The 25,440-nt window shown below is 63.1% G+C and carries 26 protein-coding genes; 14 read left to right on the top strand and 12 right to left on the bottom strand.

Translation table 11 applies throughout. The features are described from left to right. Positions 1 to 413 precede the first annotated feature (413 nt). Together IWX65_RS03475 and IWX65_RS03470 are read right to left on the bottom strand one after the other, a co-directional pair. A complete protein-coding gene (locus IWX65_RS03475) occupies positions 414 to 1,352 on the bottom strand; it encodes an alpha/beta fold hydrolase (RefSeq protein WP_196881043.1) in 939 nt (312 codons plus the stop codon). Between the two features lie 203 nt (positions 1,353 to 1,555). Continuing rightward, a complete protein-coding gene (locus tag IWX65_RS03470; protein WP_196881042.1) occupies positions 1,556 to 1,933 on the bottom strand; it encodes a VOC family protein in 378 nt (125 codons plus the stop codon). A 358-nt stretch (positions 1,934 to 2,291) separates the two neighbouring features. On the opposite strand from IWX65_RS03470, the gene IWX65_RS03465 reads away from it, so the two are divergent. From IWX65_RS03465 to IWX65_RS03445, 5 genes are all read left to right on the top strand, one after another. Further along, positions 2,292 to 3,104, top strand: coding sequence for a DUF1206 domain-containing protein (locus tag IWX65_RS03465; RefSeq protein ID WP_196881041.1), 813 nt, complete (start codon positions 2,292 to 2,294; stop codon positions 3,102 to 3,104). Between the two features lie 106 nt (positions 3,105 to 3,210). Next, the gene (locus tag IWX65_RS03460; protein WP_196881040.1) at positions 3,211 to 3,447 is read left to right on the top strand and encodes a hypothetical protein; all 237 of its coding nucleotides are present in this window, start codon (positions 3,211 to 3,213) and stop codon (positions 3,445 to 3,447) included. An 87-nt stretch (positions 3,448 to 3,534) separates the two neighbouring features. Continuing rightward, complete coding sequence (locus tag IWX65_RS03455) at positions 3,535 to 4,617, top strand: phosphatase PAP2 family protein (RefSeq protein ID WP_196881039.1); 1,083 nt, start codon at positions 3,535 to 3,537, stop codon at positions 4,615 to 4,617. 135 nt (positions 4,618 to 4,752) lie between these two features. Beyond that, positions 4,753 to 5,121 (top strand): YegP family protein, encoded by a 369-nt coding sequence (locus IWX65_RS17680; RefSeq protein ID WP_334683611.1) that lies wholly within the window; start codon positions 4,753 to 4,755, stop codon positions 5,119 to 5,121. 774 nt (positions 5,122 to 5,895) lie between these two features. Further along, positions 5,896 to 7,413: an MFS transporter gene (locus tag IWX65_RS03445; protein ID WP_196881037.1), complete on the top strand. Its 1,518-nt coding sequence runs from the start codon at positions 5,896 to 5,898 to the stop codon at positions 7,411 to 7,413. Between the two features lie 94 nt (positions 7,414 to 7,507). Here IWX65_RS03445 and IWX65_RS03440 read toward each other — a convergent pair whose 3' ends face one another. After that, the gene (locus tag IWX65_RS03440) at positions 7,508 to 8,101 is read right to left on the bottom strand and encodes an aldo/keto reductase (RefSeq protein WP_334683610.1); all 594 of its coding nucleotides are present in this window, start codon (positions 8,099 to 8,101) and stop codon (positions 7,508 to 7,510) included. Here IWX65_RS03440 and IWX65_RS03435 point away from each other — a divergent pair. After that, the gene (locus IWX65_RS03435) at positions 8,094 to 8,984 is read left to right on the top strand and encodes a LysR family transcriptional regulator (RefSeq protein WP_196881035.1); all 891 of its coding nucleotides are present in this window, start codon (positions 8,094 to 8,096) and stop codon (positions 8,982 to 8,984) included. The genes IWX65_RS03440 and IWX65_RS03435 overlap by 8 nt on opposite strands. Before the next feature lie 129 nt (positions 8,985 to 9,113). Continuing rightward, a complete protein-coding gene (locus tag IWX65_RS03430) occupies positions 9,114 to 10,211 on the top strand; it encodes a tartrate dehydrogenase (RefSeq protein WP_196881034.1) in 1,098 nt (365 codons plus the stop codon). Positions 10,212 to 10,348: 137 nt separating this feature from the next. On the opposite strand, the gene IWX65_RS03425 is transcribed toward IWX65_RS03430, so the two are convergent. The 7 genes from IWX65_RS03425 to IWX65_RS03395 all read right to left on the bottom strand — a co-directional run bounded on the left by IWX65_RS03425 (position 10,349) and on the right by IWX65_RS03395 (position 17,450). Then, entirely contained in the window at positions 10,349 to 10,966 is a 618-nt protein-coding gene (locus IWX65_RS03425) for an NAD(P)-dependent oxidoreductase (RefSeq protein WP_196881033.1), read from the bottom strand. A 137-nt stretch (positions 10,967 to 11,103) separates the two neighbouring features. Next, positions 11,104 to 12,270, bottom strand: a complete 1,167-nt coding sequence (locus IWX65_RS03420) for a mandelate racemase/muconate lactonizing enzyme family protein (RefSeq protein WP_334683609.1) — start codon at positions 12,268 to 12,270, stop codon at positions 11,104 to 11,106. After that, the gene (locus tag IWX65_RS03415; RefSeq protein WP_196881032.1) at positions 12,267 to 13,358 is read right to left on the bottom strand and encodes a tartrate dehydrogenase; all 1,092 of its coding nucleotides are present in this window, start codon (positions 13,356 to 13,358) and stop codon (positions 12,267 to 12,269) included. Before IWX65_RS03415 ends, IWX65_RS03420 begins: the two co-directional genes overlap by 4 nt. Before the next feature lie 15 nt (positions 13,359 to 13,373). Then, positions 13,374 to 13,811 carry a tripartite tricarboxylate transporter TctB family protein gene (locus IWX65_RS03410; RefSeq protein WP_196881031.1) on the bottom strand — a complete coding sequence of 146 codons (438 nt, stop codon included), beginning with the start codon at positions 13,809 to 13,811 and terminating at the stop codon, positions 13,374 to 13,376. 1 nt (position 13,812) lies between these two features. Beyond that, positions 13,813 to 15,360, bottom strand: coding sequence for a tripartite tricarboxylate transporter permease (locus IWX65_RS03405; RefSeq protein WP_196881030.1), 1,548 nt, complete (start codon positions 15,358 to 15,360; stop codon positions 13,813 to 13,815). Position 15,361: 1 nt separating this feature from the next. Further along, the gene (locus IWX65_RS03400; RefSeq protein WP_196881029.1) at positions 15,362 to 16,342 is read right to left on the bottom strand and encodes a tripartite tricarboxylate transporter substrate binding protein; all 981 of its coding nucleotides are present in this window, start codon (positions 16,340 to 16,342) and stop codon (positions 15,362 to 15,364) included. A 640-nt stretch (positions 16,343 to 16,982) separates the two neighbouring features. After that, a complete protein-coding gene (locus tag IWX65_RS03395; RefSeq protein ID WP_196881028.1) occupies positions 16,983 to 17,450 on the bottom strand; it encodes a VOC family protein in 468 nt (155 codons plus the stop codon). A 130-nt stretch (positions 17,451 to 17,580) separates the two neighbouring features. Between IWX65_RS03395 and IWX65_RS03390 the strand changes: the two genes are divergently transcribed. Together IWX65_RS03390 and IWX65_RS03385 are read left to right on the top strand one after the other, a co-directional pair. After that, on the top strand, positions 17,581 to 18,048 hold the full coding sequence (locus IWX65_RS03390) for a DUF3054 domain-containing protein (protein ID WP_196881027.1): 468 nt from the start codon (positions 17,581 to 17,583) through the stop codon (positions 18,046 to 18,048). Then, positions 18,045 to 18,326 (top strand): Lrp/AsnC family transcriptional regulator, encoded by a 282-nt coding sequence (locus IWX65_RS03385; RefSeq protein ID WP_196822240.1) that lies wholly within the window; start codon positions 18,045 to 18,047, stop codon positions 18,324 to 18,326. Before IWX65_RS03390 ends, IWX65_RS03385 begins: the two co-directional genes overlap by 4 nt. A 35-nt stretch (positions 18,327 to 18,361) precedes the next feature. Here IWX65_RS03385 and trpD read toward each other — a convergent pair whose 3' ends face one another. Continuing rightward, positions 18,362 to 19,423: an anthranilate phosphoribosyltransferase gene (trpD, locus tag IWX65_RS03380; RefSeq protein ID WP_196881026.1), complete on the bottom strand. Its 1,062-nt coding sequence runs from the start codon at positions 19,421 to 19,423 to the stop codon at positions 18,362 to 18,364. 149 nt (positions 19,424 to 19,572) lie between these two features. On the opposite strand from trpD, the gene ctaE reads away from it, so the two are divergent. The 5 genes from ctaE (at position 19,573) to IWX65_RS03355 (ending at position 24,559) form a co-directional block, all read left to right on the top strand. Next, a complete protein-coding gene (gene ctaE, locus IWX65_RS03375; RefSeq protein ID WP_196822238.1) occupies positions 19,573 to 20,211 on the top strand; it encodes an aa3-type cytochrome oxidase subunit III in 639 nt (212 codons plus the stop codon). A gap of 83 nt (positions 20,212 to 20,294) precedes the next feature. Further along, a complete protein-coding gene (gene qcrC / locus IWX65_RS03370) occupies positions 20,295 to 21,086 on the top strand; it encodes a cytochrome bc1 complex diheme cytochrome c subunit (protein ID WP_196881025.1) in 792 nt (263 codons plus the stop codon). Between the two features lie 72 nt (positions 21,087 to 21,158). Beyond that, positions 21,159 to 22,184, top strand: coding sequence for a cytochrome bc1 complex Rieske iron-sulfur subunit (gene qcrA, locus IWX65_RS03365; protein WP_196881024.1), 1,026 nt, complete (start codon positions 21,159 to 21,161; stop codon positions 22,182 to 22,184). 2 nt (positions 22,185 to 22,186) lie between these two features. After that, positions 22,187 to 23,869 (top strand): cytochrome bc1 complex cytochrome b subunit, encoded by a 1,683-nt coding sequence (qcrB, locus tag IWX65_RS03360; protein ID WP_196881023.1) that lies wholly within the window; start codon positions 22,187 to 22,189, stop codon positions 23,867 to 23,869. Positions 23,870 to 23,959: 90 nt separating this feature from the next. Beyond that, positions 23,960 to 24,559 carry a phosphatase PAP2 family protein gene (locus IWX65_RS03355; protein WP_196881022.1) on the top strand — a complete coding sequence of 200 codons (600 nt, stop codon included), beginning with the start codon at positions 23,960 to 23,962 and terminating at the stop codon, positions 24,557 to 24,559. A gap of 55 nt (positions 24,560 to 24,614) precedes the next feature. Here IWX65_RS03355 and IWX65_RS03350 read toward each other — a convergent pair whose 3' ends face one another. Then, a complete protein-coding gene (locus IWX65_RS03350; RefSeq protein ID WP_196881089.1) occupies positions 24,615 to 25,388 on the bottom strand; it encodes a GntR family transcriptional regulator in 774 nt (257 codons plus the stop codon). Between the last annotated feature and the right edge of the window lie 52 nt (positions 25,389 to 25,440).

Here is a 25,440-nt window from a genome sequence, read left to right as displayed (position 1 = left end):
CCAGCATGCCCAGTACTGCTGCGGCGACGACTACAGCCGCCAATGCTCCCACCACTACGGTGAGGCGATGGAAGGTATGGAGAAAAGCGAAGCAGGCTCCCGCGGGCACCAGGACCCCTGCCCCGGCGCCCGCGATAAGCAACGCGGTGTACCCAGGGCGTAGACCAGCATCCCGGGGAGCACCTAACCCGGTCGACTCCAAGTAGATGGCGAGCAGGCAGCCGAGCGTGACGAGTACACCGGCGATGCTGAGGAAGGTGCAACTCCAGTTGGCCAACCTCGAGGAGTCCTGAGCCCTGTGGTAATTGTCGGGCTCGTCGTCGCCGTTGGTCCCGCAACCAGTGACGGGTTCGTCCCTTGTCATTGGAACTCCCCCCAGAATCGCTCATCGGAACCGTGCACAGCTGCCATGTTCAGCTAACGACTCCGGCCAGAGGCTCTGTGCTGATCACGGATTCAATCTCCTGACCCACGACGTCGAGGATCTGCTGGAAGCCCGGTTCCTCAATAGGAAAGTGCCCACAACCGGCGATCTCGATGAAGCGATGCTCACCGGCCAATCGACTCAAATACTTGATACTGATGCGTGCAGGGGTCCATCGATCATCCTCCGGATGGACCAGCACCACAGGGGGCCCGCTGTACGATTCGGGAAGCACGGCCGGGCCGGCTTCCAGGAAGGCCCGGAACCAGCCCAACGGCATCGACCCGCCACCACCGCGTCGATCCCGCAGGACCTGTGCCGAGAGCCGGGGATCATTGGAAATCTTCCGCATCGGAGCAATCCACCGCAGAGGAAGAGATAACCGCTGAACCGGCCCTCTGACGAACCTCAGAAACGGCTTGGAGGCCCGGGCCACCCACGGGGCACGCACAATCACCGAGCGAACCTCGAGATCGCTGACATCAAGCAAGCACGTCGCGATGACCCGATCGCCCCTGCCACTTCCAGCCGCTGTGTCCAAGGCGAGCATCCCGCCCATGCTGGCGCCCACGAAAAGCAACGGCCTGTCGTCAGCAATTCGCTCCGCAAGATCCACCAGAAGCTCCTGCCAGTCCTGATACGAGACCTGCCCACTTCCCACTGGCTGCGTGTGACCGTAACCGGGAAGGTCCACGAGTGTCACGAGGGCCCCGAGTTGCGACAGGTGCGCGGCAAAAGGCCACATCGCCGCAGCGTTTCCTCCTGCACCATGAATCAGAAGCATCCGAACCGGTGCTTCCGAGGAGCCCACATGTTCAAGATGAATGTTCCACCGGCGCCACCTCCACGACTCCGCGGCACGCCTCACAGCCGGGTCGATCGGACGGACATAGGGCTCATACTGGCGATCGACCGAGGTGAAATCCATACCCCCCAGCGTAGTTACCGCACCACCGGTTGCAGTTGATCGCACTGCCACTACGGATTATGCACCTCAAGGTTCGGTGAAGGATCCGTTACCGCACCATCCTCACGTCGATGAAGACGGGGTTCTGTTCGTTGGGCTCCTCGATGCATCGCCTGTGCCTGGAAGGCCATCTCACTCAGCGGTCATTGTGCTGCCCATACTCATCAAGAGACGACGCGTGCCCGCTGCTGGAACCAAGGGGATTCGTGCGGGACAACGCAGAACAGTAATCCCGCCGGATCCTTCAACACGACCCATGTACGACCCTGGGCGGCCCTGGTTGCCCCCAAGCCCACTAGCCGGCTCACTTCGGCATTTACATCATCGGTTTCGATGTCGAGGTGGAACCGTGGGGCTGCGTCTCCTACGTTCTGGAGTCCAACCCACGACATCGCGGCTGGGTCGACGAGCGCGGTGAACTCCGGGTGGTCGTGCACTAGTTGCGCTTCCGCGAGCAGTGCGGAGGACCAGAAATCACGAGTCGCGGTGAACACGTTGTCTGGGGCGTCTATGACAACTTCGCGGAGCAGAATCCGATGCATCGCTCCACTGCATCACGTGCACGTGTTTGATCACAAGGAATGCGGCACGAACACGTCTTCGGGGGCTGACGTCCAATCGATCAACAACTGTGACTGCCCGTAGGCCAATCCCCAGCGGTCCACTCTCAAGCACACGTCGTTCCGCCGGTGATCCTGTCCTGTCCGTGGGCGTTTGCGGGCAAACTGTCAAGGGTCGCCTCGAGGGGCGCATCGTCTCACCTGGAGGAGAATATCCACTGCATGGAACAGCCATGGAACAAAATGGGGTTCACATCTATCAGGGTCGGTGGGGCACGTGCAACAGAAGGCAGAGCGTTCGGTCCGGCGATGAAAAACGGTAGCACGCGAGCTCGGTCGCGTGGCCTTGAAGGTAATCAGCCGCCTTGAAGACGCAGCCGATTCGAAAGCTTTCGAGGTGTGCGCACGAGTCGGGTACGCCGCTAACGGATTACTCCACTTCGTCATCGGAATGATCGCCGTCAGCGTGGCGGCCGGCGCCCGGGGTGACATTGAACGATCAGGAGCAGTAGAGGCCCTTGCCGATCTACCCGGTGGATTCGTTCTTCTCTGGGCGAGCTTCCTAGGCGCCGCGGCGCTGGCCCTTTTTCAGCTGAGCGAGGCCGCTTTCCGGTGGAAGCACCGGGACATGAAGGAAAAAGTCCTGAAGCGTATGAAGGCCGGTTCCAAGGCCGGTGGGTACGCTGCGGTTTCTGTGTCGTTCGGTGTCTATGCCCTGGGCGGGGAGACCGATAGCAGCGCCGAAGCCCGGGAGTTCTCCGCGGCCCTTCTGTCGGCTCCCCTGGGTGCGGCGCTGCTGGTCGCCGTGGGGGCAGGGATCATCGCCGTGGGGTGCTATTACCTTTTCAAGGGTGCCACGAAACGCTACTGCAAGGACCTCGAGAAGCAACTGCGCGGCGCCCGTGGTGCCGTGGTCGAAGTTCTAGGTTCAGTCGGTTATCTCACTAAAGGCCTGGCTCTGGCGGTCGGGGGGGGGGTGCTGATCATCGGAGCCGCTGTTACTTCCTCGCCTGGGAACTCCTCCGGCTTGGACGGGGCGTTGAAGGCTGTACAGGAACAGTTCCTTGGCACGGTCGCCCTCTCCATCATCGCGCTTGGGCTCATGTTCTACGGGCTCTACAGCATTGTCCGTGCACCCCTGGACCGCATGTAGCACCATGCTTCCCACTCCAGTGGACACGGTTGGCTTCAGCCGTGATTGATTTATCGGTTAGCGGGTGCATATGGTCGGGCGGATTGTTCATGCGGAGGAGGCGCGGATGGGACTGTATACGGCTCGTAGTGCGCTCAGCCTCATCGGGATCCTTTTCCTCAGCCTGTTACTCACCTTTCCCGCTGGCGCGACCGATTCGGGATTGAAGGGAAGACCCGCATCGGCGCCGGTGTTCGGCGCCGTCAATTTCGTCGCCGACGTCGGCGCTGATGTTGGATGGCTGGTCCTGCCGGTCGCAGCGCTCTGGCTGCTTATCCGTCGTGTACCGTCATCTGCCACTTAAGTGGCAGTCGCCGCCATCGGTTCCGCTGTTCTCACCACGGCCGGTTCTGTCCTGGCATCCCGGTTACCGCCATTGGGAGGAGCGGTGGTGGCCGGAACCGAAAAGGCCGGTTTGCTCGACGAGGGGATTCTTGGCCTGACGATCACCAGTGGAGTGCTGCTGCTTGTTTTCCTGCCGGTCGTTCCGTCACGGGCACGGGCGACGTCCATCACCACGGCAGTGGTCATCGTCATTGTTTACGGGGGCGCACGGGTCATTGGCGGCCCGGCAGAGTTCTGGTCTGCGGCCGGTGCGTTCCTGACCGGGATTGGGTGGACGGCGGTGAGTGCGGTCGCTTTCCGGAGGTGGCGGTGGGAACACGGATACATTGTCAGCTCTTGGCTGGAAGGGCTGCCCACCGCCGACCCGGCTGCACTTCTTCCGGCACCTACCCGCGATGCGGTCCTGCCCAATGGCCGACACACACTCCTGATCCTTCTGGGCCCGGCCGTGCTGATAGGAGCGGCTCTAACCGGCGCAGGTCTGGCTATCACCCGATTCCTACCCATGGTTCGGAATCTCGATGAAACAGGAATTGCGTGGTTTGCTGGTAACCGCAGCGACAGCCTGACAGTGCTGGCCACCCTCGTGGGTGCCCTGGGCACGACATCGGGGGTCGTGGCGGTCCTTCTCATCAGCACCCCACTGGCTTTTGCCTGGACTCGGCGCCGGGCACCGGCGGCGTTCCTCCTCACCGCTGTCGTTGGTGAAACCGCTTTGTACCTCCTTGCCGGGATGATCGTGGACCGAGTGAGGCCCACCGTGGACCATCTATCCGAGGGGGTTCCTCCTACCTCCTCGTTCCCTTCCGGGCACGTCGCGGCGTCCCTGGTGGCTTATGGAGGTGTCGCTTTGCTCCTGGCCACATGGATGAGGACCCGTTGGCGGTATGCGGCGGTCGCACCCGTCCCGTTGATGGTGATCGGTGTTGCCCTGTCCAGGCTGTACTGGGGCGTTCACTACCCCACCGACGCACTGGCCAGCAACCTGTACGCATCGGTCTGGCTTGCCGTGTGTCGGCGGGCTTTCCGTCCGGACCGCGGATCGCCCCACCAACGCGCTAGCACCGCGAACATCAACAGTTCATCCCGGTCGGTCGGCACAAACTCGCCAATGAAGAACGAACGGTGACGGGCAGACAGCACCAGCACCAAGGGTCCGATCCTCAAAGACTGCTCGGCTGTGGAGCTCCCGGACCGGCATCGGGTTCTGGCACACTGGTGACACGTACTCGCCAGTACACGATGAGGTCCCTACCGTAGAAAAATGGGTGTGGCTGGGGTCACATGGGGGAAGGCCTATCCCTTTATCGGGCCAGCCGTGACGCAGCGTTGTGTTCCGGTTTTGATGCTGAGCCCGGGCAGTCCTTCTGCGCGGGCGGTTCCAAAGGGGAAATCTATGGCCGCGGTGATCGAACTTTTCCATGATCGAGACAATGCATTCAGGTTCAGATTGAAGACACCGGACGGGACGGTTATCGCGGTCTCCAAAACGTTTTCGGACAAGGCGGCGGCCGTAGCGGGAATCCGGGCCGTTCGTGAGTGCGCCGGAACTGGCCTGATCACGGATCTTTGCATGCCGCGGCCTTACACAGCAGGAGTCGCGCGACGACCCGTAAGGCACGCAGATAGATAAGCCCCTCTCTCGAGCGCGAGTGCAGCGCCAGCCAAGGAGGTCAAGGGTCGGAGCGGACCAGGGCGGGCATGGCCGTGGTACTCAGCCGGAAGGCCGGCCGGCCGGCGAGAGATCTCCACCGCTCATGCGGAAGTCATCGCTAATTGGAGTCGCCGCGGTAGGCGATCGGCGAATTCAGGCGTCGTTGCTGATGGATGAGCACGGCATTGGATGCGAGCAAATCGCTCAGAGGTCATCTAGAAGTCAAGCGTCCAGATAGTAGCCCCTACCCCACGAGAGGTAATCCTGCGGCGATGGGCCTGCAATCCCGTCTCGGTACCCGATGCGTCCCCGTTAATAGCCCGCTTCTTGGGACTGCCGGAGTGCGAAAGCTGGGGCGAGCACCCAATGACAGCTCCGACGGCCCGTCCCATCAGAGCCCCTGAGCCCAGTGATCCCATGGTGTCAGCGCTGATAGCGACGGCGTCGACCAATGGAAGGCGCATGGATGTTGCAACCGTGGCCAGCAGAGCGACACCCTGACGTTCCAACCATGGCGATATCGTGTCAGGAGGATCAGTTTCTTCCTGCACCCTCCGTGGGGCGGCAGGTTCACGAGCGGCTCGGAATCGGGCCCCTCGAAATCCCTGGCGGACACTATGCTCCTGAGTAACCCGGACGCTGCGACTGCAGCGCTCAACAGTTCGGCACGAGAGGTCAGTCCGGCGTGGGATCAGTGAATTCGACGGGCCGCACCCGTTTTCGCTGCTGGTGGATGTCAGTACACTGGGACGCATGACCGGGCAGGACCCGGCCCTGTCCAGGGCCGCTGCGGCTCCTCACGGCGACGCAGGCGTCCTGGAGGACGGCGCCGTCGACTCCGTACCGGTCGGCAACGGCGACACTCCGCAGCTTGCGGAAAACGATGCTATCGACACGTCCCTGCGCAGTGCGGCCCAGCGGTCCCGCACTTTTGCCGGCATCCTGGTGAACACCGCCCTGGCCAACATCACCACCAGCTACCTGTGGTTTGCGCTGACGTTCTGGGCGTACCTGCAGACGCGTAACGTAATTGCCACTGGAGTGATCGGTGGTGCGTACATGCTATTGATCGCCCTTTCCAGCATCAGCTTCGGCACCTTCGTGGACCGCTACCGCAAGCTTGCCGTGATGCGCTTCGCCGCCGGCTTCACCCTGGGAATGTTTCTGCTGGCCGGCGCTCTGTTCCTCCTGACACCCTCCGCCTGGCTGCTGGACCTGACACGGCCGTGGTTCTGGGTTTTCACCCTGATCATCCTGATCGGTGCGGTGGTCGAGAACATGCGCAACATCGCCCTCTCCACCACGGTCACCATCCTCATAGATCCGGACCGACGCGCCAATGCCAACGGACTGGTGGGCATGGTCCAGGGACTGATGTTCATCGTCACCTCGGTGCTCTCCGGGCTATCGGTCGGACTGCTCGGCATGGGCTGGACTGTCGCCGTGGCCGTGGTGCTCACGGCATTGGCCTTCGCACACCTGCTCACGCTCCACATGCCCGAAGAAGTGCGGGCTGCAGCCACGGATGCGCAGGGCGGATTCGACCTGCGCGGCTCACTCGCCGCCGTGCTGGCCGTTTCCGGGCTGTTCGCGCTGATCCTGTTCTCCACCTTCAACAACTTCGTCGGAGGCGTCTACATGGCATTGATGGATCCCTACGGCCTGGAGCTGTTCCCCGTGGAATTGTGGGGCACCTATTTCGCTCTCGGCGCCACCGGGTTCATTGTGGGAGGCGCGCTGATCAGCAAGTTCGGACTCGGAGCCAACCCGTTGCGCACCATGCTCATCGCGGTGACCCTGATGGGTGGCCTCGGTGCAGTGTTCACGCTGCGGGAATGGGCATGGCTGTACATTGCCGGCATTTGGCTCTACCTGGCACTGGTGCCTTTTGTGGAGGCCGCCGAGCAGACGATTATCCAGCGGGTGGTGCCCCTGCATCGGCAGGGGCGGGTGTTCGGATTCGCCATGGCGTTCGAGTCCGCAGCAGCCCCGATCACCGCGTTCCTCATCGCGCCGATCGCTCAGATCTGGATCATCCCGTACGCACGCTCCGCTGAGGGTGCGGCCCAGCTGGCCCCGCTGCTGGGCGAGGGCACCTCCCGCGGCATCGCCCTGGTGTTCCTGTTCGCTGGAGTCATGATCATCGCAGCTGCACTGCTGGCCTTCCTGACCCCGGTCTATCGCCGGGTCACCGCGTCATATACACAGCCGCCTGCAGGGGCACCGGAGACGGCGACAGTGCACTCACGCCCTCGTCCTTCCGATCAGTAGGAACGGCATCGGGAGGCTTCCTCGCCAGAATCCGGCACAGTTAGGCAAGCCTCGGGCGAGCCATCCCTTCGCTTGACGCGGCAAGCGGCTTCGGCTATCTTTCACGACGGCGACGCTCAGGGTCGAGCCAGTAATTGCTGACCCCCGCGTCGTCGAAATGGACGTTGGTGCCGGGCGCGACGATCTCGTCAATCCGGTCCAGGGTCGCCTGATCGAGTTCCAGTGAGGCCGCGCCGAGCTGCGGCTCGAATTGCCCCATGGTCCGAAGTCCAATGATCGCGCTCGAGACCGGCGAATGCCGCAGCACAAATGCTAGAGCCAGATAAACAGGCGGAACGCCAAGATCATCGGCAAGCGCCCCGAACTGATTCGCGGCGTCGAGCTTGGCTGCGATCTTCGGGTCGTCGAGATCGGGTGCACCCTTCTGCGACCCGCGGCGTGTGGTGGGAAGGTCCTTGCCCTTGCGGTACTTCCCACTGAGCCACCCGCCGGCCAGCGGGCTCCACACGAGGGTGCCCATGATGTGCCGGTGAGTGGTCGGGAGAAGGTCCGGGCCTAATGGAAAGGCAGTTCGGCCCTTATGATCCCGCTCAAAGACACCAGCAGGACCAAAGCATTCCGATCGATAGGCTGGGGTCGTGGTGGGCAGCAGCCCCTGCGGACCCTGGTTAGGAGCAATATTGGACACGCGAAAGCTGAAGTATTTCCTGGCGGTCGTCGATCACGACGGCTTCAATCGCGCGGCGGAGCACCTGTTGATTGCGCAGCCGTCGCTGTCCCAGACAATCGCCGGCCTGGAACGCGACCTCGGCATTCCCCTGTTCCACCGAATCGGACGGCGGGTGGTGCTGAGCGAGGCGGGTAAGGAACTGGTAGGTCCCGCCCGGCTCGTTATGAGGGACCTCGACGCCGCACAGTCGGCGGTTCAGGCTCTGCGCGGGGTTCGCAGCGGTCGACTGGATATCACCACCATGCCGTCCCCCGGGATCGAGCCGCTCACCTCAATGGTGGCGGCTTACACCCGGTTGCATCCATCCGTCCGGCTGAACATCGGAGCTGCGTTCACGCCGGAGGACGTGATCGAATCGGTTCGGAACGGCAGCTTCGAGCTGGGGTTGGCCGGGTCCCACGAACCCATCCGGGTGCCCGGAGTCAATGTCCTCGAGCTCGGCCGACAGCCCCTGATCCTCATCGTCAATCCACAGGCTGACCGCTTCGGCTCCGGAAACGCCATTCAGCGAGAAGACCTCGCCGGACACCGCCTGATAGCTAGCCAGCGCGGGTCACTGATGCGGTGGTTGGTGGATGATGCGCTTGCCCGCGGGGTCGATACGGAAATCGTCGTCGAGGTGGCCCACCGTACATCAGTGCTTCCCTTGGTCCTGGGCGGGATCGGCCATGCCGTGATGCCCTCCTCGTGGGCCCCGCTGGCCCAAAAATCCGGCCTTCGTACCCTCGTCATCGAGCCCGTGTCGTATCTGAATGTGGCCCTTTTGAGCCGGTTGGCGAACCTCACTCCCGCTGCACAGTCGTTCCTCGCCGTGGCCCGGCAGTCTGCCCGCGTGGACTGACTGCCGTTGATAGGTTGGGCCTATCTGCCGTATCGAATCTTGGTCTTGGACGCCCGCTCGGGGCTGGAAGTCTACTTGTTGAGGAACAGGCAGTCCCACACTGCTAACACTCAACCCAGGAGATCGGCCATGGGAGTTACCCAGACATTCGATATTGCATCCATTCCCGCGGACGGGATCGGCAAGGAAGTCGTAGCCGCAGGCCGGCGTGTCCTCGACGCCCTGGCTGATAATTCCTCCGGCAAGTTCGCCTTCAACTGGACCGAATTTCCCTGGGGATCGGAATACTACGAGCAGACTGGGCAAATGATGGCCGCTGACGGGCTCGAAACCCTCAAAGGTTTCGACGCCATCTACTTCGGTGCTGTGGGGTGGAAGAACGTGCCCGACCACATCAGTCTCTGGGGACTGAGGCTGAACATCACCCAGAACTTCGACCAGTGGGCCAACGTACGGCCCGTGAGGTTCCTGCCCGGCATCCAGTCCCCCCTGCGCAAGGCAGACACCACCGAGCTGGACTGGGTTGTGGTGCGCGAGAACAGTGAAGGCGAATACGCCGGGCTGGGAGGACGCAATCTGAGCGGCCGGGGGCCGGGCAACGAGGTTGCCTTACAGACCGCGCTCTTCACCGAGAAGGGTTGTGAACGGATCATGCGTTTCGCCTTCGATCTGGCACGCACCCGTACCGTGAAGAAGGTGTCCAGTGTCACCAAGTCCAACGCGCAGCAGTACGGCATGGTTCTGTGGGACGAGACCTTTCACCGGGTCTCGGCCGACTATCCGGACGTGGAGACCGAAAGCGTGCTGGTGGACGCAATGAGCGCCAAATTCGTCCTGCGCCCCGAAGACCTTTCCGTCGTCGTCGCATCCAACCTCAATGCGGATATCCTGTCCGATCTCGGCTCAGCTCTTGCAGGAAGCCTTGGTCTGGCCGCCAGCGCCAACCTCAACCCCGAACGGCGCTTCCCGAGCATGTTCGAACCGGTACACGGCACTGCGCCCGACATCGCCGGCAAGGGCATCAGCAATCCGATCGGCGCGATCGCCAGCGCCGCCCTCATGCTGGACCATTTCGGCCTGCACGAGGAAGCCCGCCTGATAGAGGCGGCAATCGAACAAACGACGGCGGCCGGCCATCTCACGCAGGACGTGGGAGGCAACACCAGCACCGAGGCAGTAACCGACGCCGTCGTCGAGGCCCTCGTCCGGAGCTTGGCTACCGTCTAGCAGGCTGAGCCGCCGACGGTGGCCGGACCAGCCCCGGCAAGCGAAGATCCAAGTGCTCTTCATGCCCGCACCGGCAGCCTCGGTGCGGGCATGGGAAGCTGCCGGAGACGTTGCTCAGCAGTCATCCGGCGTAGGAGTCAGCGGGCCCTTGCCGCTGAGCACGGCCAGAATATTGTCCACAGCAAGGTTCGCCATGCGCTCACGGGTGGCATGCGTCGCTGATCCGACGTGAGGAAGGGCGGTGATGCGCAGGTGGAGCAGGACAGGTGCCGACGGATCGCGGAGTGGCTCCGTGTCGAACACGTCGAGGCCGGCCGAGTGGATTTGCCCGCTGTCGAGCGGGCCACGGCCCTCGCGATCTGGCCAAAACCCGCCAGCCCCAGGATTGCACCCGACACGTCGAGGCCGAGGTGCTCATCGAAGCGGGTGCGCCGCCACTTGCCGGAGCGGAGGTCGTCATTCGCTCCGATCAGTAACCGCCGCGCAGAGAAAATGAGCGCAAAGGTGGTGTCCGCAGTGGTCTCGAAAAGGACGTTCGGAGTATCTGTGACGATCACACTGGAATTCCTGGAGGCCTCGACGTCCACGCTGCCGAACCCAGCATGCGGCAGGGCCACAATCTTCAGATTCGGTGCGGCCTCCAAGAAAGCTCGGTCCACCGACGCATAAACGACAAGCAGGCCGTCCGCGTCCGCAGCGAACGCCCGAAGCGCCTCCGCGGACGCGGGGACTATCTCGTCGTCGGGCCAGAGCACGACGACGTCCGCGCGTCCGTGGAGGCGGCCAACCCCTCATCCGGGCAGCCACGAACGCGTGACGGCGACCATGGGACGGCGTTGACGGTGCTCAGGGGTTTCCATCGTCTCTCCTGTCGAGCAGATGCCGAGTTCTGTCAGTCGCTCAGCGAGCGCATCACCGAGTAGAGGTCGCTCTTCCCTTCGAACCCGATTCCCGGAAGGTCGGGCATGGTGATATAGCCGTCCTCGACTTCCACGCCGTCGGGAAATCCCCCGAACGGCTGGAACAGGTCGGGGTAGGACTCGTTTCCGCCCAGTCCCAGTCCCGCCGCGATGTTCAGGGACATCTGATGTCCCCCGTGGGGGATGCAGCGCGTCCGGGACCAGCCGTGCTCGTCGAGCATCGAGAGGGTCCGCAGGTATTCCACCAAGCCATAGCTCAGCGCGCAGTCGAATTGCAGCCAGTCCCTGTCGGGACGGAGGCCGCCGTAACGGATGAGGTTGCGGGCGTCCTGCATCGAGAACAGATTCTCCCCCGTCGCGAGCGGCTTCGCGTAGACACCGGCCACCTCTGCCTGGGCCTCGAAGTCGAGGGGATCCACCGGTTCCTCGTACCAGAACAGGTCATACGCCGACAGCGCTTTCGCGTACTCCACGGCTGTCCGTGCATCGAATCGCCCATTGGCGTCGACCGCCAGCCGCTGCCCCGGGCGAAGCATCCCCAGCACTGCTTCGATGCGCTGCATGTCCTCAATCAGGGGAGCTCCGCCGATTTTCGCCTTGACCGTCGTGTAGCCGCGGTCGAGGTAGCTCTGCATCTCGTCACGGAGCCCCTGGATTCCGCGACCCGGCTGGTAATACCCTCCGGCGGCATAGACGAACACTTTGTTGTCCGCCAGCCCGTTGCCGTGGCGCTCGGCCAGCAGCTGGAAGAGGGGCTTATTCTCGATCTTCGCCACCGCGTCCCACACGGCCATGTCCATCGCTCCGACGGCGACCGACCGTTCACCGTGTCCGCCCGGCTTTTCATTTGCCATCATGACGTCCCAGATCCGGCCGGGGTCGAGGTTCTCCCCCGTGTCGTCGAGCAGGTCCGCGTGATCAGCGGTCTTCACCCGGGGAATGAAGCGCTCCCGCATCATCGAGCCTTGCCCGTACCTGCCGTTGGAGTTGAACCCGTATCCGACCACGGGGCGTCCGTCGCGCTGCACGTCAGTGATCACGGCCACCAGGCTCAGCGTCATCTTACTGAAGTCGATGAAGGCATTGCGGATCGACGAGCTGATGGGCAGGGTTTCCTCGCGAATTTCGACGATCCTCACGCGGTTGCACCTGCATTCGCCACTTGATCGAACGCAGCAACCAGCGCGTCGGACACTTCGTCAGTAGTTGAGGATCCTCCAATGTCGGGCGTCCGCACACTCGTCTTCTCCAACACATGCTCCATGGTGTCGAGCAGCGCCTTGCCTGCTTCCTCCTGTCCCAAATGGTCCAGCATCATGGAGGCGGCCCAGACCTGGCCCATCGGGTTCGCCTTGCCCTGACCCGCGATATCGGGCGCTGAACCGTGGACGGGCTCGAACATCGACGGGAACCTGCCCTCGGGGTTCAGGTTCGCCGACGGCGCGATGCCTATACTGCCGATGATGGCGGCGCCGAGGTCGGTCAGGATGTCGCCGAAGAGATTGGATGCAACGACGACGTCGAAGCGGGCGGGATCCAGCACGAACAGTGCTGCGAGGGCGTCGATGTGGTACTCGGAGATCTTCAGGTCGGGGTGTTCTGTTCCGAGTTCCCGCAGGATCTCGTCCCAGAACGGCATGGTGTGGATGATGCCGTTCGACTTCGTTGCCGAGGCGAGGATCCCCTTTCGCTGCTCAGCGAGGTTGATGGCGTAGCGCATTGCGCGCTCGACGCCGAACCTGGTGAAGATCGACTCCTGGATGGCGAGTTCCTGGGGAGTACCGCGGTACAGGCGTCCTCCGCTTTCGGAATATTCTCCCTCGTTGTTCTCGCGCACCACGAGAAAATCGATGCCGCCTGCGGGGATCTTCCTTAGTGGACTCTCTATTCCGGCAAGGAGTTTCACCGGCCGCAGATTGATGTACTGCTGGAAGGCACGCCGGATGGGAATGAGCAGGCCCCAGAGCGACACGTGGTCCGGAACTCCCGGGAAACCAACTGCTCCGAGGAATATCTGATCACACTCCGCAAGCTGCTCGATTCCGTTCTCGGACATCATCCGACCCGTACGGGAGTAGTACTCGCATCCCCACTCGAATTCCTCCCACTCGAAGGAGAACCCGTATCGTCGGCCCGCGAGTTCGAGGAGCTTCTGCGCCGGGGGCATCACTTCTGTGCCGATTCCATCACCAGGGATGACGGCGATGTGGTAGTTCGGTGTTGTCATGGGTTACCTCCGGGGTTACAGGGAGAGTTCGGGCAGACTGACGTACAGGACCTGGGTGAAGGCAAGATAGAAAGCACCTACCACCGCTATGGCCACGCCGAGATCCAGGGCAAGGTTTTTCAAACTGGGCCGTTCCGTGCGCATCATCACGGCGACGAGGGTGAAGAACAGGATTCCACCGATGAGGTAACCGAGCACTGGCAGCGAGATGACCCAGGCGATCAGCAGCAGGAGGGCGCGGCCGAGATCCCGATAGCCGAGCCGACCGGTGTTGTCCCAGCCGCTTTCGTGTCGCCAGAGCACGCCACGGGCGATCAGCATCACGCTGAGCAGCGCGAGCACGGCCATCACCACGTCGGGGAAAAGCCCTCCGTAATCGCTGGTGTAGTTCCGCTGGATCCAGAAGATGAAGCAGAAAAGAAGGACAACAAAGCCTCCGATTATATTTCCCATATCAATCGTTCTCTGCTCGGTCGGCAGCGACAGCCGGCGCTGCCTCCGGGGGGGTCCTTTGGGCTCGTCTCTTCTGGAGCATGGGCCAGACCGCGGAGATCAGGCACATGGCGATGAGGACAAGACTGATCGGGCGGGTGAAGAACGTGGTCCACGGCATGTCGGCGCCCGACGACGTCAGGATGCCCTGCACGAGGCCCGTCTCCGCGATCGATCCGAGAACCAGACCGAGGACGATGGCCGCTCCCCCGATGCCGACGCGCTGCAGCAGGTATGCCACGATACCGAGGGCGAGCATGATGAACACATCGAAGACCGAGCTCCGAATCGCATAGGCGCCGATGATCGATAGGACGGTGATGGAAGGGGCGAGATAACGAACAGGCAGGGCCATGACCCCGCGCTGAAGTCCCCGTCCTGCAATGAGACCCACCGGAACCATCATCACGGCCGATACCGCCAGGGCAAGGATGAAGGTGTACACCAGTGTCCCCGAGGTTTCGAAAAGTTCCGCGCCTGGACGCAGACCGTGCAGGAGCAGCACTCCCAGGATGATCGCATCGGGGGGGGTTCCCGGTACTCCGAGCGTGAGCGTGGGAATGAACCCGCCGCCGACTGTCCCGTTGTTCGCCGACTCCGAGGCAATCACGCCATCGATTTCACCCTTGCCGAACGTTTCGGGATGCTTCGAAGCCCGTTTCGCCTCGTTGTACGCCACGAGGTTCGCCACACTACCGCCGGCTCCGGGAAGGATTCCCACCGCCGTGCCGATCAGTGACGACCGCAGCAGGTTCACCGGCCGTCCGAGAACGTCCTTCACCATGCCGAACAGGCCGGCCTTCTGCCCGCTGTCGTCAGCCATCTGCGCGTCGCGGGTCCGCAAGGCAATGAGTCGGATGACCTCTGGAACCGTGAAGAGGCCGATGAGCGCCGGTACCAGCGGAACTCCGCCCTGAAGCATCGGGTCGCCGAAGGTGAATCGGACGTCACCTCCGACGGGAGCGATGCCGATCGTCGCGATGAGCAGACCGATCAGGCCTCCGATCAAGCCCTTGAGGAGGGACCCCGAGGCAAGGCTCGCAATGATGGTGAGCCCGAACATCGCAATCCAGAAGTACTCCTGGGGGCCGAACCGCAACGAAAACGATGCGAGGGGGGGCGCAAGGAAGATCAATGCGACGACGCCGATGATTCCCCCCACGAACGAGCCCATGGTTGCACCCACGATGGCGTACTCACTGCGGCCCTGGCGGGTCAGCGGATACCCGTCAAACGCCGTGGCGATCGAGGACGGGGTTCCGGGGGCGTTGACGAGGATCGCCGTGAACGCGCCGCCATAGATTGCGCCCATGTAGAAAGCACCGAGCAGAACAAGTCCCGGCGTCGGGTCCATCGCGAAGGTGAAGGGGACGAGCAGCGCGACACCCATCGTGGCGCTGAGTCCCGGCATTGCCCCGAGAGCCATGCCGCTCAAGGTGCCGATGAGCACCAGGAGCAGCATGGAGGGGGCAAGGTTGGCCAGCAGGCCTTGCCCGAGTGCTTCGAACATGTCAGGGAACCATTCCGAGCCTGGTCAGCAGGTCCTCGTAGACGGCCGTCCGCTCTTCGGTAAGTGCGGCTGCCTCGTCGGGCCCGTAGTTCTCCAGCACGAAGCCCTGCTCTTCGAAGGCCTTGATTAGCTCAGGATCTTCGTTCACTTCCTGGAAAGCGTCAGCGAGGGTCTGGACAATCTCGTCAGGCGTTTCCTTGGGTACAGACACCCCGCGGTATGCGCCGTCGGAGAGTTCGTGGCCCTGTTCGGCAAATGTCGGCACGTCGGGGAAGCTCGCCATGCGCTCGTCGGTTGCGACCGCGATTGCCCGGACCTGATCCCCCAGCTGCGAGATCTGCGGGGTGTAGGACATGAGCGCGTCCACGTGCCCTCCGAGAAGCGCGGGCACTGCCGTACCTGTCCCGGAGAACGGCGTGTAGGTGAGGTCGATACCGGCCATGTCCGACAACATGAGCGTGCCGATATGGTTGGCCGTGAAGTCACCGCTACCGCCCACAGAGATGGCTCCGGGATTCTCCTCGGCCTCCGCGATGAAGTCATCAAGGGTCTGGATGTCGCTGTCCGCAGGCACCAGCAGGACATTCGGCGTGCTTTGGAAGATGTACACCTGCTTGAGGTCTTCGGTAGTGTAACCAGCGTCCCCGCGCAGCATGGGCTGCAGGATGATGTGCGGGAGGTTGCTTCCCATGACCGTGTAGCCGTCAGGCGCGGTGCGGGTCAGCTCTGACCACCCCAGCGCTCCACCGCCACCGGGCTTGTAGGACACGTTGACGGTCTGCCCGAGAATCTCACCCAGCTTTTCCTGCTGCAGCCGTGCGGTGATGTCGGATTCCCCTCCAGCATCGAAAGGAAGAACGTAGTCGATGCGCTTTTGCGGATATTCAGCGGCAGCACCGCCGCCACCAGCACCACATCCTGTTGCAGCCAGAGCCAGGGCGACCATTCCGACGACGGAAGAGAACATTCGACGGCTTTTCATCTTTACCTCCATTGGTAAGCGTTAGCGCTGATCAGGTTGTGCAGTACTGGTTCGTACGGCTGGCACTTGATGGACTGCCAGCCATGTACCACCATAGGGGTCGCGTCAGACGCGGCCATGCAGTGAAGACTAATCGCGCCGGAACTTCGTGTCGCAGACAGAAATCCTCTTACACGTATAGGAAATGCCTATCCCACCCGGTCAGCGAGTCATGCCGGAAGAACTGGTGCGCGGGAGGGCGAGTGTGCGGGAGGGCGAGTGTGCGGCGTCGCGGAGACGAGGTGCCGGCAGTTCCTGCCAGGACGAGGTGCCGGAACAGCGTCGACGCCGGACCCGGGCGTGTATCGGGTTCGGGTTTGCCGGGATCACAGGAGAAGAGAGCCGGCGGCGGCTGGGGGGTGCCTGGTCTCAGGAGGCACAACGCCGCCGGCTCTCGAATAGGGGACTGCCGCACCGAACCGATTCACCCGACCAGTGGGGCTGGTGGCGGGTCGGGAAGCAGTGATGTGAGCCGGCGTTCGACGGCGCTGAACTCACTTCCATGACTTTATGGAGGACGTTCCACCCTGCACACGAGTACTCGCCACTCGAATCCGCCGTTCCGAACTACCTGTTACTTGGTTCCCTGGCATCGCGCACCTCATTCACCTGAGTACGCGCGCTCCAGCACCCCGATGTCGAGTTTGCCCATAGTCAGCATCGCGGACAGCGCACGCTGGGCCCCGGCGGTATCCTCACCGCCGATCAGCGAGGGCAGGGCGGTCGGCACGACCTGCCAACTCACTCCGTACCGATCCTTGAGCCAGCCGCATCGCCCGGACTGCCCCCCGCCCGCGGTCAGGGAATCCCAATAGTGGTCCACCTCGTCCTGGCCGGTGCAGCCGACCTGGAAGGATACCGCGTCGGTGAAGGGCACCGCCCGTGCACCGTTGAGAGCGAGGAAGGGCTGTCCGTCGAGTTCGAAGGACACACTCACCGCCGGGGCATCTTCCTCAGCCCCCGACCTCGCAACAGCAAGGATCCGCGAATTGCGCACCACCCCCGTATAAAGTGCGGCCGCGTCTTCTGCCTCACTTTCGAACCAGAGGCAGGGTGTGATGACACTCATGGCCTTTCCTTTCCGTGCGGCAGGTCCCCGCCGACGTCGTCGTTGCCTGTCGATGCCTGTAGTCGCCCATCGGGGCTCAGCGCAGACGCTAATCCACCTGCCCCGCGCCATCAAGACCTAGGCTGGAGGTATGCCGAAACCCACTCCCACCCGATCCCGCTTTCCGCGGCTCGGCTGGTTCGCTGCTGATCTGGGATTGATCGTCGTCTTTGCAGCCTCGGGCCGAACCACCCATGACCACGGCCTCTCCCCCGCGGGAATCCTCGCCACCGCTGCCCCCTTCCTGATCGCGTGCACCGCCGCGTGGCTGGTGCTGCGGGCCTGGCGGACGCCCACCCGCGTGTGGCCCACCGGCGTCGGGATCTGGATCATCACCGTGCTGCTGGGACTCCTGCTGCGATCCGCCGCGGGTGGGGGGATGGCCGTGAGCTTCCAGCTGGTGGCCCTCGCTGCCCTCGGTGTACTGCTCGCCCTGCCCAGGCTGGCCGCGATGCTCGTCCGCCGGTTCGCCGGCCGATCGCGGGGCACGGGTGCACCGGGACGCCCTCAGGGAGGTACGGTGTTGGAGAACCCCATCGCCATGAAAGGGCACCGATGATCACCGCTTTCGTCCTCATCCAGACCGATGCCTCACGAATCCCGGAATGCGCCCAGGAGATCTCCGAAATCGAGGGCATCAGCGAGGTGTATTCGGTGACCGGCGAATGGGATCTGATAGCGGTTGCACGGGTCACGAAGCACGAGGATCTGGCTGACGTCATCGCGGACCGCCTGTCGAAGGTCGAGGGCGTCGAATCAACGACGACGCAGATCGCCTTCCGCTCGTACTCGCGGCACGACATCGACGCCGCTTTCTCCCTCGGCTTCGACAGCTAGCAGCACTTCCCGAAGGAGCGGCGGCGCACCGCCCGCTAGAAGGACCCGCTCACCGCTACCCAACGGTCGAGCACCTTCGCCGCCGCCCCGGAGTCGATCGACTCGCGCGCTCGCTCCATCGCAGTCGAAATACGGGTGACGAGCGCGCCGTCGGAGCTGTCGTCAAGCGCTACGAGCCCGGCCGCGGCATTGAGGACGACGGCGTCGCGCACCGGCCCGCGGTCGCCCGCCAACAGCTGCCGCACCACGCCGGCATTGCCCTGTGCATCCGTACCGCGGAGAGCGTCCACATCCACAACGGGCACTCCGAAATCGGAGGGGTGAACCAGATACTCCTGCACCTTCCCGTTCCGTACCTCCCAGACAGCCGACGAGCCGCTCGTGGTCAGCTTGTCGCGTCCATCGCTCCCCCGGAACACCAGGGCACGGATTCCACGCGCCGCGAGAACTCCTGCCATCAGCGGTGCCATCCGGGCATCGGCACAACCCACCGCCTGCGCGGCAACCCCCGCCGGATTACTGAGCGGCCCGAGGAAGTTGAATGCCGTCGGAACGCCCAGCTCCCTACGCGGTACTGCCACATGCCTCATCGACGGGTGGAACACCTGGGCGAAGCAGAAAGTGATCCCCGCCCGCTCGGCGGTGGCCGCGACCTCCGCCGGAGCCAGATCGAGCCGCACACCGAGCGCTTCGATGACGTCTGCCGCGCCTGAGGACGACGACGCACCCCGGTTGCCGTGCTTGACCACTTTCGCACCGGCGCCCACCGCGACAAGCGAAGCCATCGTCGAAATATTGAGCGTGTCCAGCCCATCTCCCCCGGTGCCCACGATGTCGAGCGTTTCTCCGGAGACGGCGATGCGGTTCGCGCGTCCGAGCATCGCCTCGACGAGCCCGACCAGTTCATCCACCGATTCGCCCTTGGCGCGAAGCGCGAGCAGGAACCCCGCGATCTGGGAGTGCGTAGCCTCCCCCGACATGATGCTGTCCATCGCCCAGCGGGTCTGCACAACCGTCAGATCCTGCCGTGCAATCAGGGCGCCGAAGAGCAGAGGCCAAGTGGTCCGGGGGCTTCGAACGCTGTAAATTGCAGTCACCCCCCTAGGTTATCTACGAATTGTAGAAAGTCATCCCGCCTGTTCTTCCGCGCCAGTAAAGGGAACTCCTCCTCACCTACGGGGCATAGCGCCCGACCCGCCCCTTTCTGCATTGGTGATCCTGCCGAACTTAGAGACATAATGATCCTGTGACATCTGCGACTCAAGCTCCCAGCGCCGCCGCTCATCCCGCGCTCAACCGCCCCAACATGGTTTCCGTCGGAACCGTTGTGTGGCTGTCGAGCGAACTGATGTTCTTCGCGGGCCTTTTTGCCATGTACTTCACCCTGCGATCCACCTCGGGCGAGCTGTGGGCACTCGAATCGGACAAGCTCAACGTCCCGTTCGCGCTTGTGAACACGATCATCCTCGTGTCGAGCTCCTTCAGCTGCCAGTTCGGCGTCTTCGCCGCCGAACGGCTCCAAGCACGCCGCACCGGAGGGCTGTTCTCCCCGCTCCGCTGGGGCATGGTCGAGTGGTTCTTCCTCACCTTCCTCCTAGGGGCGGTCTTCGTTGCAGTGCAGGCCTATGAGTACGCGATGCTGGTGTCGGAAGGTGTTGCACTCTCCTCCAACGCCTACGGTTCGGCGTTCTACATCACGACGGGCTTCCACGGACTCCACGTCCTCGGTGGCCTGATCGCCTTCCTCTTCATCATCGGCCGGGCCTACGCGGCGAAGCGGTTCGGCCACTTCGAAGCGACCTCCGCCATCGTGACGTCCTACTACTGGCACTTCGTAGACGTGGTCTGGATCGGCCTCTTCATCATTATCTACTTCTTGAAGTGATCCTCCTGTAGACTTTTCTACTAGCGGTAGAATTCAAGGAAGAAGTTCAAAGCTATGGCAATACGGCAGACAGGAACCATCGCGTGAAGGCATTATCACAGAGCCGGCGTCACCCACTGGCGGCAGTAGCGCTGCTGTTGCTGGCCCTGCTCGTCACCGGCGGAATCTACGCTTTCGCCAGTAGTGCCAACGAAGCCAAGGCTCAGACGACGTCCTTCTCAGCCACCGATGTGGAAGAGGGCAGCAAGCTCTTCGTCGCGAACTGCGCTTCCTGCCATGGGCTCGGCGCTTCAGGATCGGACGCCGCCCCCTCGCTGATCGGCGTCGGCGCAGCTTCTGTCGACTTCCAGGTGGGCACCGGACGCATGCCCATGCAGATGGACGGGCCCCAGGCCCAGGTGAAGCCGGTTCAGTTCACGGACGAGCAGATCCGGCAGATGGCCGCGTACGTGGCCTCCCTCGGAGCGGGCCCCGCCATCCCGGGTGAGGACATCCTCGATTCGTCGGAGGGAGACTCCTCGAACGGCGGTGAGTTGTTCCGCGTCAACTGCGCCATGTGCCACAACGCCGCAGCGGCCGGTGGGGCACTGACCCGTGGAAAGTTCGCACCGTCGATCGACGGCACCAGCCCGAAGCACGTGTACGAAGCCATGGTCACCGGGCCGCAGAACATGCCCGTGTTCAGCGATGCCAACATCACTCCCGAGGACAAGCAGGACATCATCGCTTTCCTCGACACGATCGATGAGCAGGGCTCCCCCGGTGGAGCCGAACTCGGTGCGCTGGGACCGGTGTCCGAGGGCTTGTTCATCTGGATCGCAGGCCTCGGCGTCATCATTGCCTTCACCATCTGGCTGACGTCCCGGTCCTCCTAGTCTTCCCAGCCCTCCTGGGGTTGGCGGTTTGTTGACGAATTGCGAAGAAACTAAAGAAAGTTGAGAGGGATCATGGCCGACAGTAGTCACGGCAGTCCGAACACCTCGGCCACCGTAGCTAAGCCGGGCCAGGGTGGCGTTGATACGTTCGAGAACCCTGGCCTCCCGCCACACCGCCCACGCCTTGCAGACCGGGACCGGCGCGCAGAGAAGAGGGCTGAACGTCAGGTCGCGCTCCTCTTCGTGATCTCGATCATCGGCACCCTCCTCTTCTTCGTCGGCTACTTCTTCATCCCGCTGAATGACTCCATTGCCCGGCTTCGGCTGCAGAACCTGATGCTGGGCTTCGGGACGGCGTTCGCGATGTTGGGAATCGGCGTCGGAATCGTGCACTGGGCAAGGACGCTCATGCCGGATCACGAGGTGACCGAGAGCCGCCACGAGATCCGCCCCGAGAAGGATCGCGCTGACGCAGAGAAGATCATCGGCGACATCTTCGAGGAGACGGGAATCAAGCGTCGCCCCCTCATCCGGAACACCCTGCTCGGTGCGATGGTGCTCGCTCCCCTCCCCGCCATCGCCATCTTCCGCGATCTGGGTCCTCTCCCCGGAAACGTCCTCCGGGAGACCATGTGGGAGGCAGGTACTCGTCTGACCCGCGACCCGAGCGGCACCCCCATTCGCGCCGCCGACGTGACGGTGGGCTCGGCGTTCCACGTCATTCCCGAGGGACTGAACGAAGCAGAGCACAAGCTCGAGGAGAAGGCGAAGGCAGTCGTCCTGCTCATGCGTCTTGACCCCGAGGAACTCAATCCTTCCCCAGGCCGCGAGGATTGGGCCTACGAAGGAATTGTCGCGTACTCGAAGATCTGTACGCACGTCGGCTGTCCGGTAGCGCTGTACGAACAGCAAACCCACCACCTGCTGTGCCCGTGTCACCAGTCGACCTTCGACGTGACACAGGAGGCCAAGGTCATCTTCGGCCCGGCGGCCCGCCCGCTCCCACAGCTTCCGATCGATGTCGACGACGAGGGCTATCTCGTGGCGACGAGCGATTTCCAAGAACCCGTAGGACCTAGTTTCTGGGAGCGAGGCTGACCATGAGCAGCTCAACTGCGATACCGGCATATGAGCCGAAGACGCGCGTCGGCAAAGTCACCAACTATGTCGACTCCCGCGTAGGTGGATCAGCAATGGTCAAGGAGTTCGGGCGCAAGATCTTCCCGGACCACTGGACCTTCATGTTCGGCGAAGTAGCGCTCTACACCTTCGTGATCCTCCTGATCTCGGGGACATTCCTGACCTTCTTCTACGATCCGTCCATGGCGGAGACGCACTATGAAGGAAGCTACCTGCCGCTGCGCGGGGTCGAGATGTCCGTCGCCTATGCGTCGTCGCTCGATATTTCCTTCGACATCCGCGGCGGGCTGTTCATGCGGCAGGTACACCACTGGTCTGCTCTCCTCTTCGTTGCAGCAGTGGCCGTCCACATGCTGCGCGTCTTTTTCACCGGTGCCTTCCGGAAGCCCAGGGAATTCAACTGGGTCGTTGGCTGCGTTCTCCTGATCATGAGCCTGGCAGCAGGCTTCACCGGTTACTCGCTTCCCGACGACCTGCTCTCCGGAAACGGCCTACGCATCATCGACGGCGTCATGAAAGCCATCCCGGTCGTCGGAACCTACCTCAGCTTCTTCCTCTTCGGAGGAGAATTCCCCGGCACCGCGATTATCGGCAGGCTGTACGTCCTCCACATCCTCCTGATTCCTGCGCTGATCCTGCTGCTCATCGGAATTCACCTGTTCATGGTGGTCCTGCACAAGCACACCCAGTTCCCCGGCCCGGGCCGCACCAACACGAACGTCGTCGGCTACCCGGTCGGTCCCGTCTACGCAGCGAAGGCCGGCGGCTTCTTCTTCATCGTCTTCGGAATCGTCGCCGCGATCTCTGCCGCCTTCACCATCAACCCGATCTGGAACTACGGTCCCTACGATCCCTCCCCCGTCTCGGCTGGAACCCAGCCGGACTGGTATATCGGGTGGGTCGACGGCGCACTACGGTTGATGCCCGGAACACTCGGAGCGTTCGACTTCGAATGGAACATCCCGTTCCCCTGGGGCGTGAACACGCTTTCGCTGAACGTCCTGATTCCGGCCCTCGTCCCAGCGGGCATCGTCTTCACGCTGATGTTCGCCTGGCCCTGGATCGAAGCCTGGGTCACCAGGGACAGGCGCGAGAAGCACCTGCTCGACCGACCCCGCAATGCACCGACCCGCACCGGCATCGGCGTGGCAGGAATCGTGTTCTACTGCGTCCTGTGGGCCGCTGCTAGCTCCGACCTCATTGCCACCCACTTCCTGGTGTCCCTGAACGACGTGACCTACTGGCTCCGTTTCCTCGCGATCTTCGGGCCGGTCCTCGGCTTCATGGTTGCACGGCGAATTGCGCTTGCCCTGCAGCGCAAGGACCGCGAGATCGCCCTGCACGGCAGGGAGACGGGACGAATTGTCAGGCTCCCCCACGGCGAGTTCATCGAAGTGCATGAGCCGGTGGACGAGTACAAGCGGTACAGGCTCGTCAGTTTCGATTCCCCCCAGGTTGCACTTCCGGCGGCGGACGCACACGGCAAGGTCGGCCTGTCGGAGAAGGCCAGGAGCAGGGCTTCACGGTTCTTCTTCGAGGACCGCGTGGCCCCGGTGACGCCTTCCGAACTGAGCGCCGCCCACTCCGGTCACCATGGCGAGATCGCCGAATCCCAGGACCGGGAGTCGATCGCAAGCCACTAGCTATGAAGTTCCGCGTGGAGAGGGTCCGTACAGCTCAGCTGTCCGGACCCTCTTCCGTCTTTTCCGGCGACCATAGATTCGGCTCTCCCCATGCATGCCGCAATTCCACGTTCCCGTGCCCGCCTCGTAGCAAAGGTGGTGACCGAGGTTTTCGCTCCCGCTGTGCTCCTCTCGGCACTGCTGTTGATCGTGAGCGTCCACACCGCGGGATTCGCCCGTGGCATCGGTTCCGGCCTGTTGGCCGTCCTGTTCGTCACGGGGCTTCCACTCGTCGCCGTGATCCTGATGGTGCGGGCAGGTAAGGTCACCGACCACCACATCAGCAACCGCCGGCAGCGCGCTCCGATCCTCTGCGGATCACTGGTTTCCATCGCCCTCGGCGTGTGGGTTCTTCAGCTGATCGACGCGCCGGCTGATCTGGTCCGTGCCGTCCTCAGTTCAGTGGCTGGGATCGTCGCGGTTCTCGTCGTCAACCTGGTCTGGAAACTCTCCGCCCACTCGGCCGTTGCGGTTTTCTTCTCGATGATCGTCCTGGTCCTCGTCGGCGTACCCGGCGTGGCCGCACTGGCGATTCCGGTGGCAGTGGGCTGGTCCCGAGTCGTACTGGGGGCTCACACTGTAGCCCAGGTCCTGGCGGGCTGGCTTGTCGGCGGAGGCATTGCACTGCTGTACCTGACGTTGGTCGCCTGATCCGCCGGCACCGACGACGACACGGGCGGAGAGGTTCAGGAGAGCCGGTGTGGGGTCAGCCCAGGCGCTTGGAGCTGTACCCCCGCGGCGTCCGGACGCCGGGACGCTGGAGCGGCACCCACAGCTTGTACCGGTCAGCCCGATAATAGGACACCGAAAAGTCCACCATCGTCCGCGAGACGTATGCGTGGCGCTGGATCTTGAGCAGTGGTGCACCCATTTCGACGTTGAGCAGCCTTGCGATGGACGGAGATGCTGCTGTCGCCTCGATGGTGTCTTCTCCCCACTCCATCACGAGCCCGTACTTCTCGCTGAGGACGTTGTAGAGCGACGTCGGCGGAGGTTGATCGAGGATACCCGGGACACGATGGGACGGGATGAAATTCTCGTCCACGCTCATCGGCTCCCCGTCGGCGAGGAGTTGGCGCCGAAACCGCACCACGGGCAGTCCGAGCTCCACCTGCAGTTCCCGGGCTACGTGCGGACTGGCTGCAATCTGTTCGAAGCTGAGCACATGGGCATCCGGAACCATGCCCCGGCGCAGCATCTCCTCGCTGTAGGAGGTCAGCTTCATCTGAAGGTCGAGCTTGGTATGGGCTACGAAGGTCCCCAGTCCGACAATACGCTCGAGCACCTCTTCGGCCACCAGTGCGTCGATGGCGTGGCGTACCGTCATCCGCGCCACTCCGAAATGGAGGGTGAGCTGACGTTCGGAGGGAATAGCGGCACCGGGTTCCCCGTGGTCGCGCACATAGTTCCGCAGGATCTCGCGGAGCTGGACGTGCTTGGCCACCGGAGAGGAATCATCCAAGGCGGCGACATCGATCAGCCTGGCCGCTCGCACCTTCGTCACCCCGTTTTTGTTTTACTTCCCGGCTACT

The organism is Arthrobacter sp. CAN_A214 (assembly GCF_015751955.1).
GTDB lineage: Bacteria > Actinomycetota > Actinomycetes > Actinomycetales > Micrococcaceae > Arthrobacter_D.
This window is presented reverse-complemented; position numbering and strand designations above follow the sequence as displayed.

What these genes read in the sequence shown, in the direction of transcription:
- qcrA (WP_196881024.1), top strand. Translation starts at nt 21,159, where the DNA reads ATGGCCGACAGTAGTCACGGCAGTCCGAACACCTCGGCCACCGTAGCT.
- IWX65_RS03470 (WP_196881042.1), bottom strand. Translation starts at nt 1,933, where the DNA reads ATGCATCGGATTCTGCTCCGCGAAGTTGTCATAGACGCCCCAGACAAC.
- IWX65_RS03475 (WP_196881043.1), bottom strand. Translation starts at nt 1,352, where the DNA reads ATGGATTTCACCTCGGTCGATCGCCAGTATGAGCCCTATGTCCGTCCG.
- IWX65_RS03390 (WP_196881027.1), top strand. Translation starts at nt 17,581, where the DNA reads ATGCCGAAACCCACTCCCACCCGATCCCGCTTTCCGCGGCTCGGCTGG.
- IWX65_RS03410 (WP_196881031.1), bottom strand. Translation starts at nt 13,811, where the DNA reads ATGGGAAATATAATCGGAGGCTTTGTTGTCCTTCTTTTCTGCTTCATC.
- IWX65_RS03400 (WP_196881029.1), bottom strand. Translation starts at nt 16,342, where the DNA reads ATGAAAAGCCGTCGAATGTTCTCTTCCGTCGTCGGAATGGTCGCCCTG.
- qcrB (WP_196881023.1), top strand. Translation starts at nt 22,187, where the DNA reads ATGAGCAGCTCAACTGCGATACCGGCATATGAGCCGAAGACGCGCGTC.
- IWX65_RS03430 (WP_196881034.1), top strand. Translation starts at nt 9,114, where the DNA reads ATGGGAGTTACCCAGACATTCGATATTGCATCCATTCCCGCGGACGGG.
- IWX65_RS03445 (WP_196881037.1), top strand. Translation starts at nt 5,896, where the DNA reads ATGACCGGGCAGGACCCGGCCCTGTCCAGGGCCGCTGCGGCTCCTCAC.
- IWX65_RS03405 (WP_196881030.1), bottom strand. Translation starts at nt 15,360, where the DNA reads ATGTTCGAAGCACTCGGGCAAGGCCTGCTGGCCAACCTTGCCCCCTCC.
- IWX65_RS03415 (WP_196881032.1), bottom strand. Translation starts at nt 13,358, where the DNA reads ATGACAACACCGAACTACCACATCGCCGTCATCCCTGGTGATGGAATC.
- IWX65_RS03355 (WP_196881022.1), top strand. Translation starts at nt 23,960, where the DNA reads ATGCATGCCGCAATTCCACGTTCCCGTGCCCGCCTCGTAGCAAAGGTG.
- IWX65_RS03460 (WP_196881040.1), top strand. Translation starts at nt 3,211, where the DNA reads ATGGGACTGTATACGGCTCGTAGTGCGCTCAGCCTCATCGGGATCCTT.
- IWX65_RS17680 (WP_334683611.1), top strand. Translation starts at nt 4,753, where the DNA reads ATGGGTGTGGCTGGGGTCACATGGGGGAAGGCCTATCCCTTTATCGGG.
- IWX65_RS03395 (WP_196881028.1), bottom strand. Translation starts at nt 17,450, where the DNA reads ATGAGTGTCATCACACCCTGCCTCTGGTTCGAAAGTGAGGCAGAAGAC.
- IWX65_RS03385 (WP_196822240.1), top strand. Translation starts at nt 18,045, where the DNA reads ATGATCACCGCTTTCGTCCTCATCCAGACCGATGCCTCACGAATCCCG.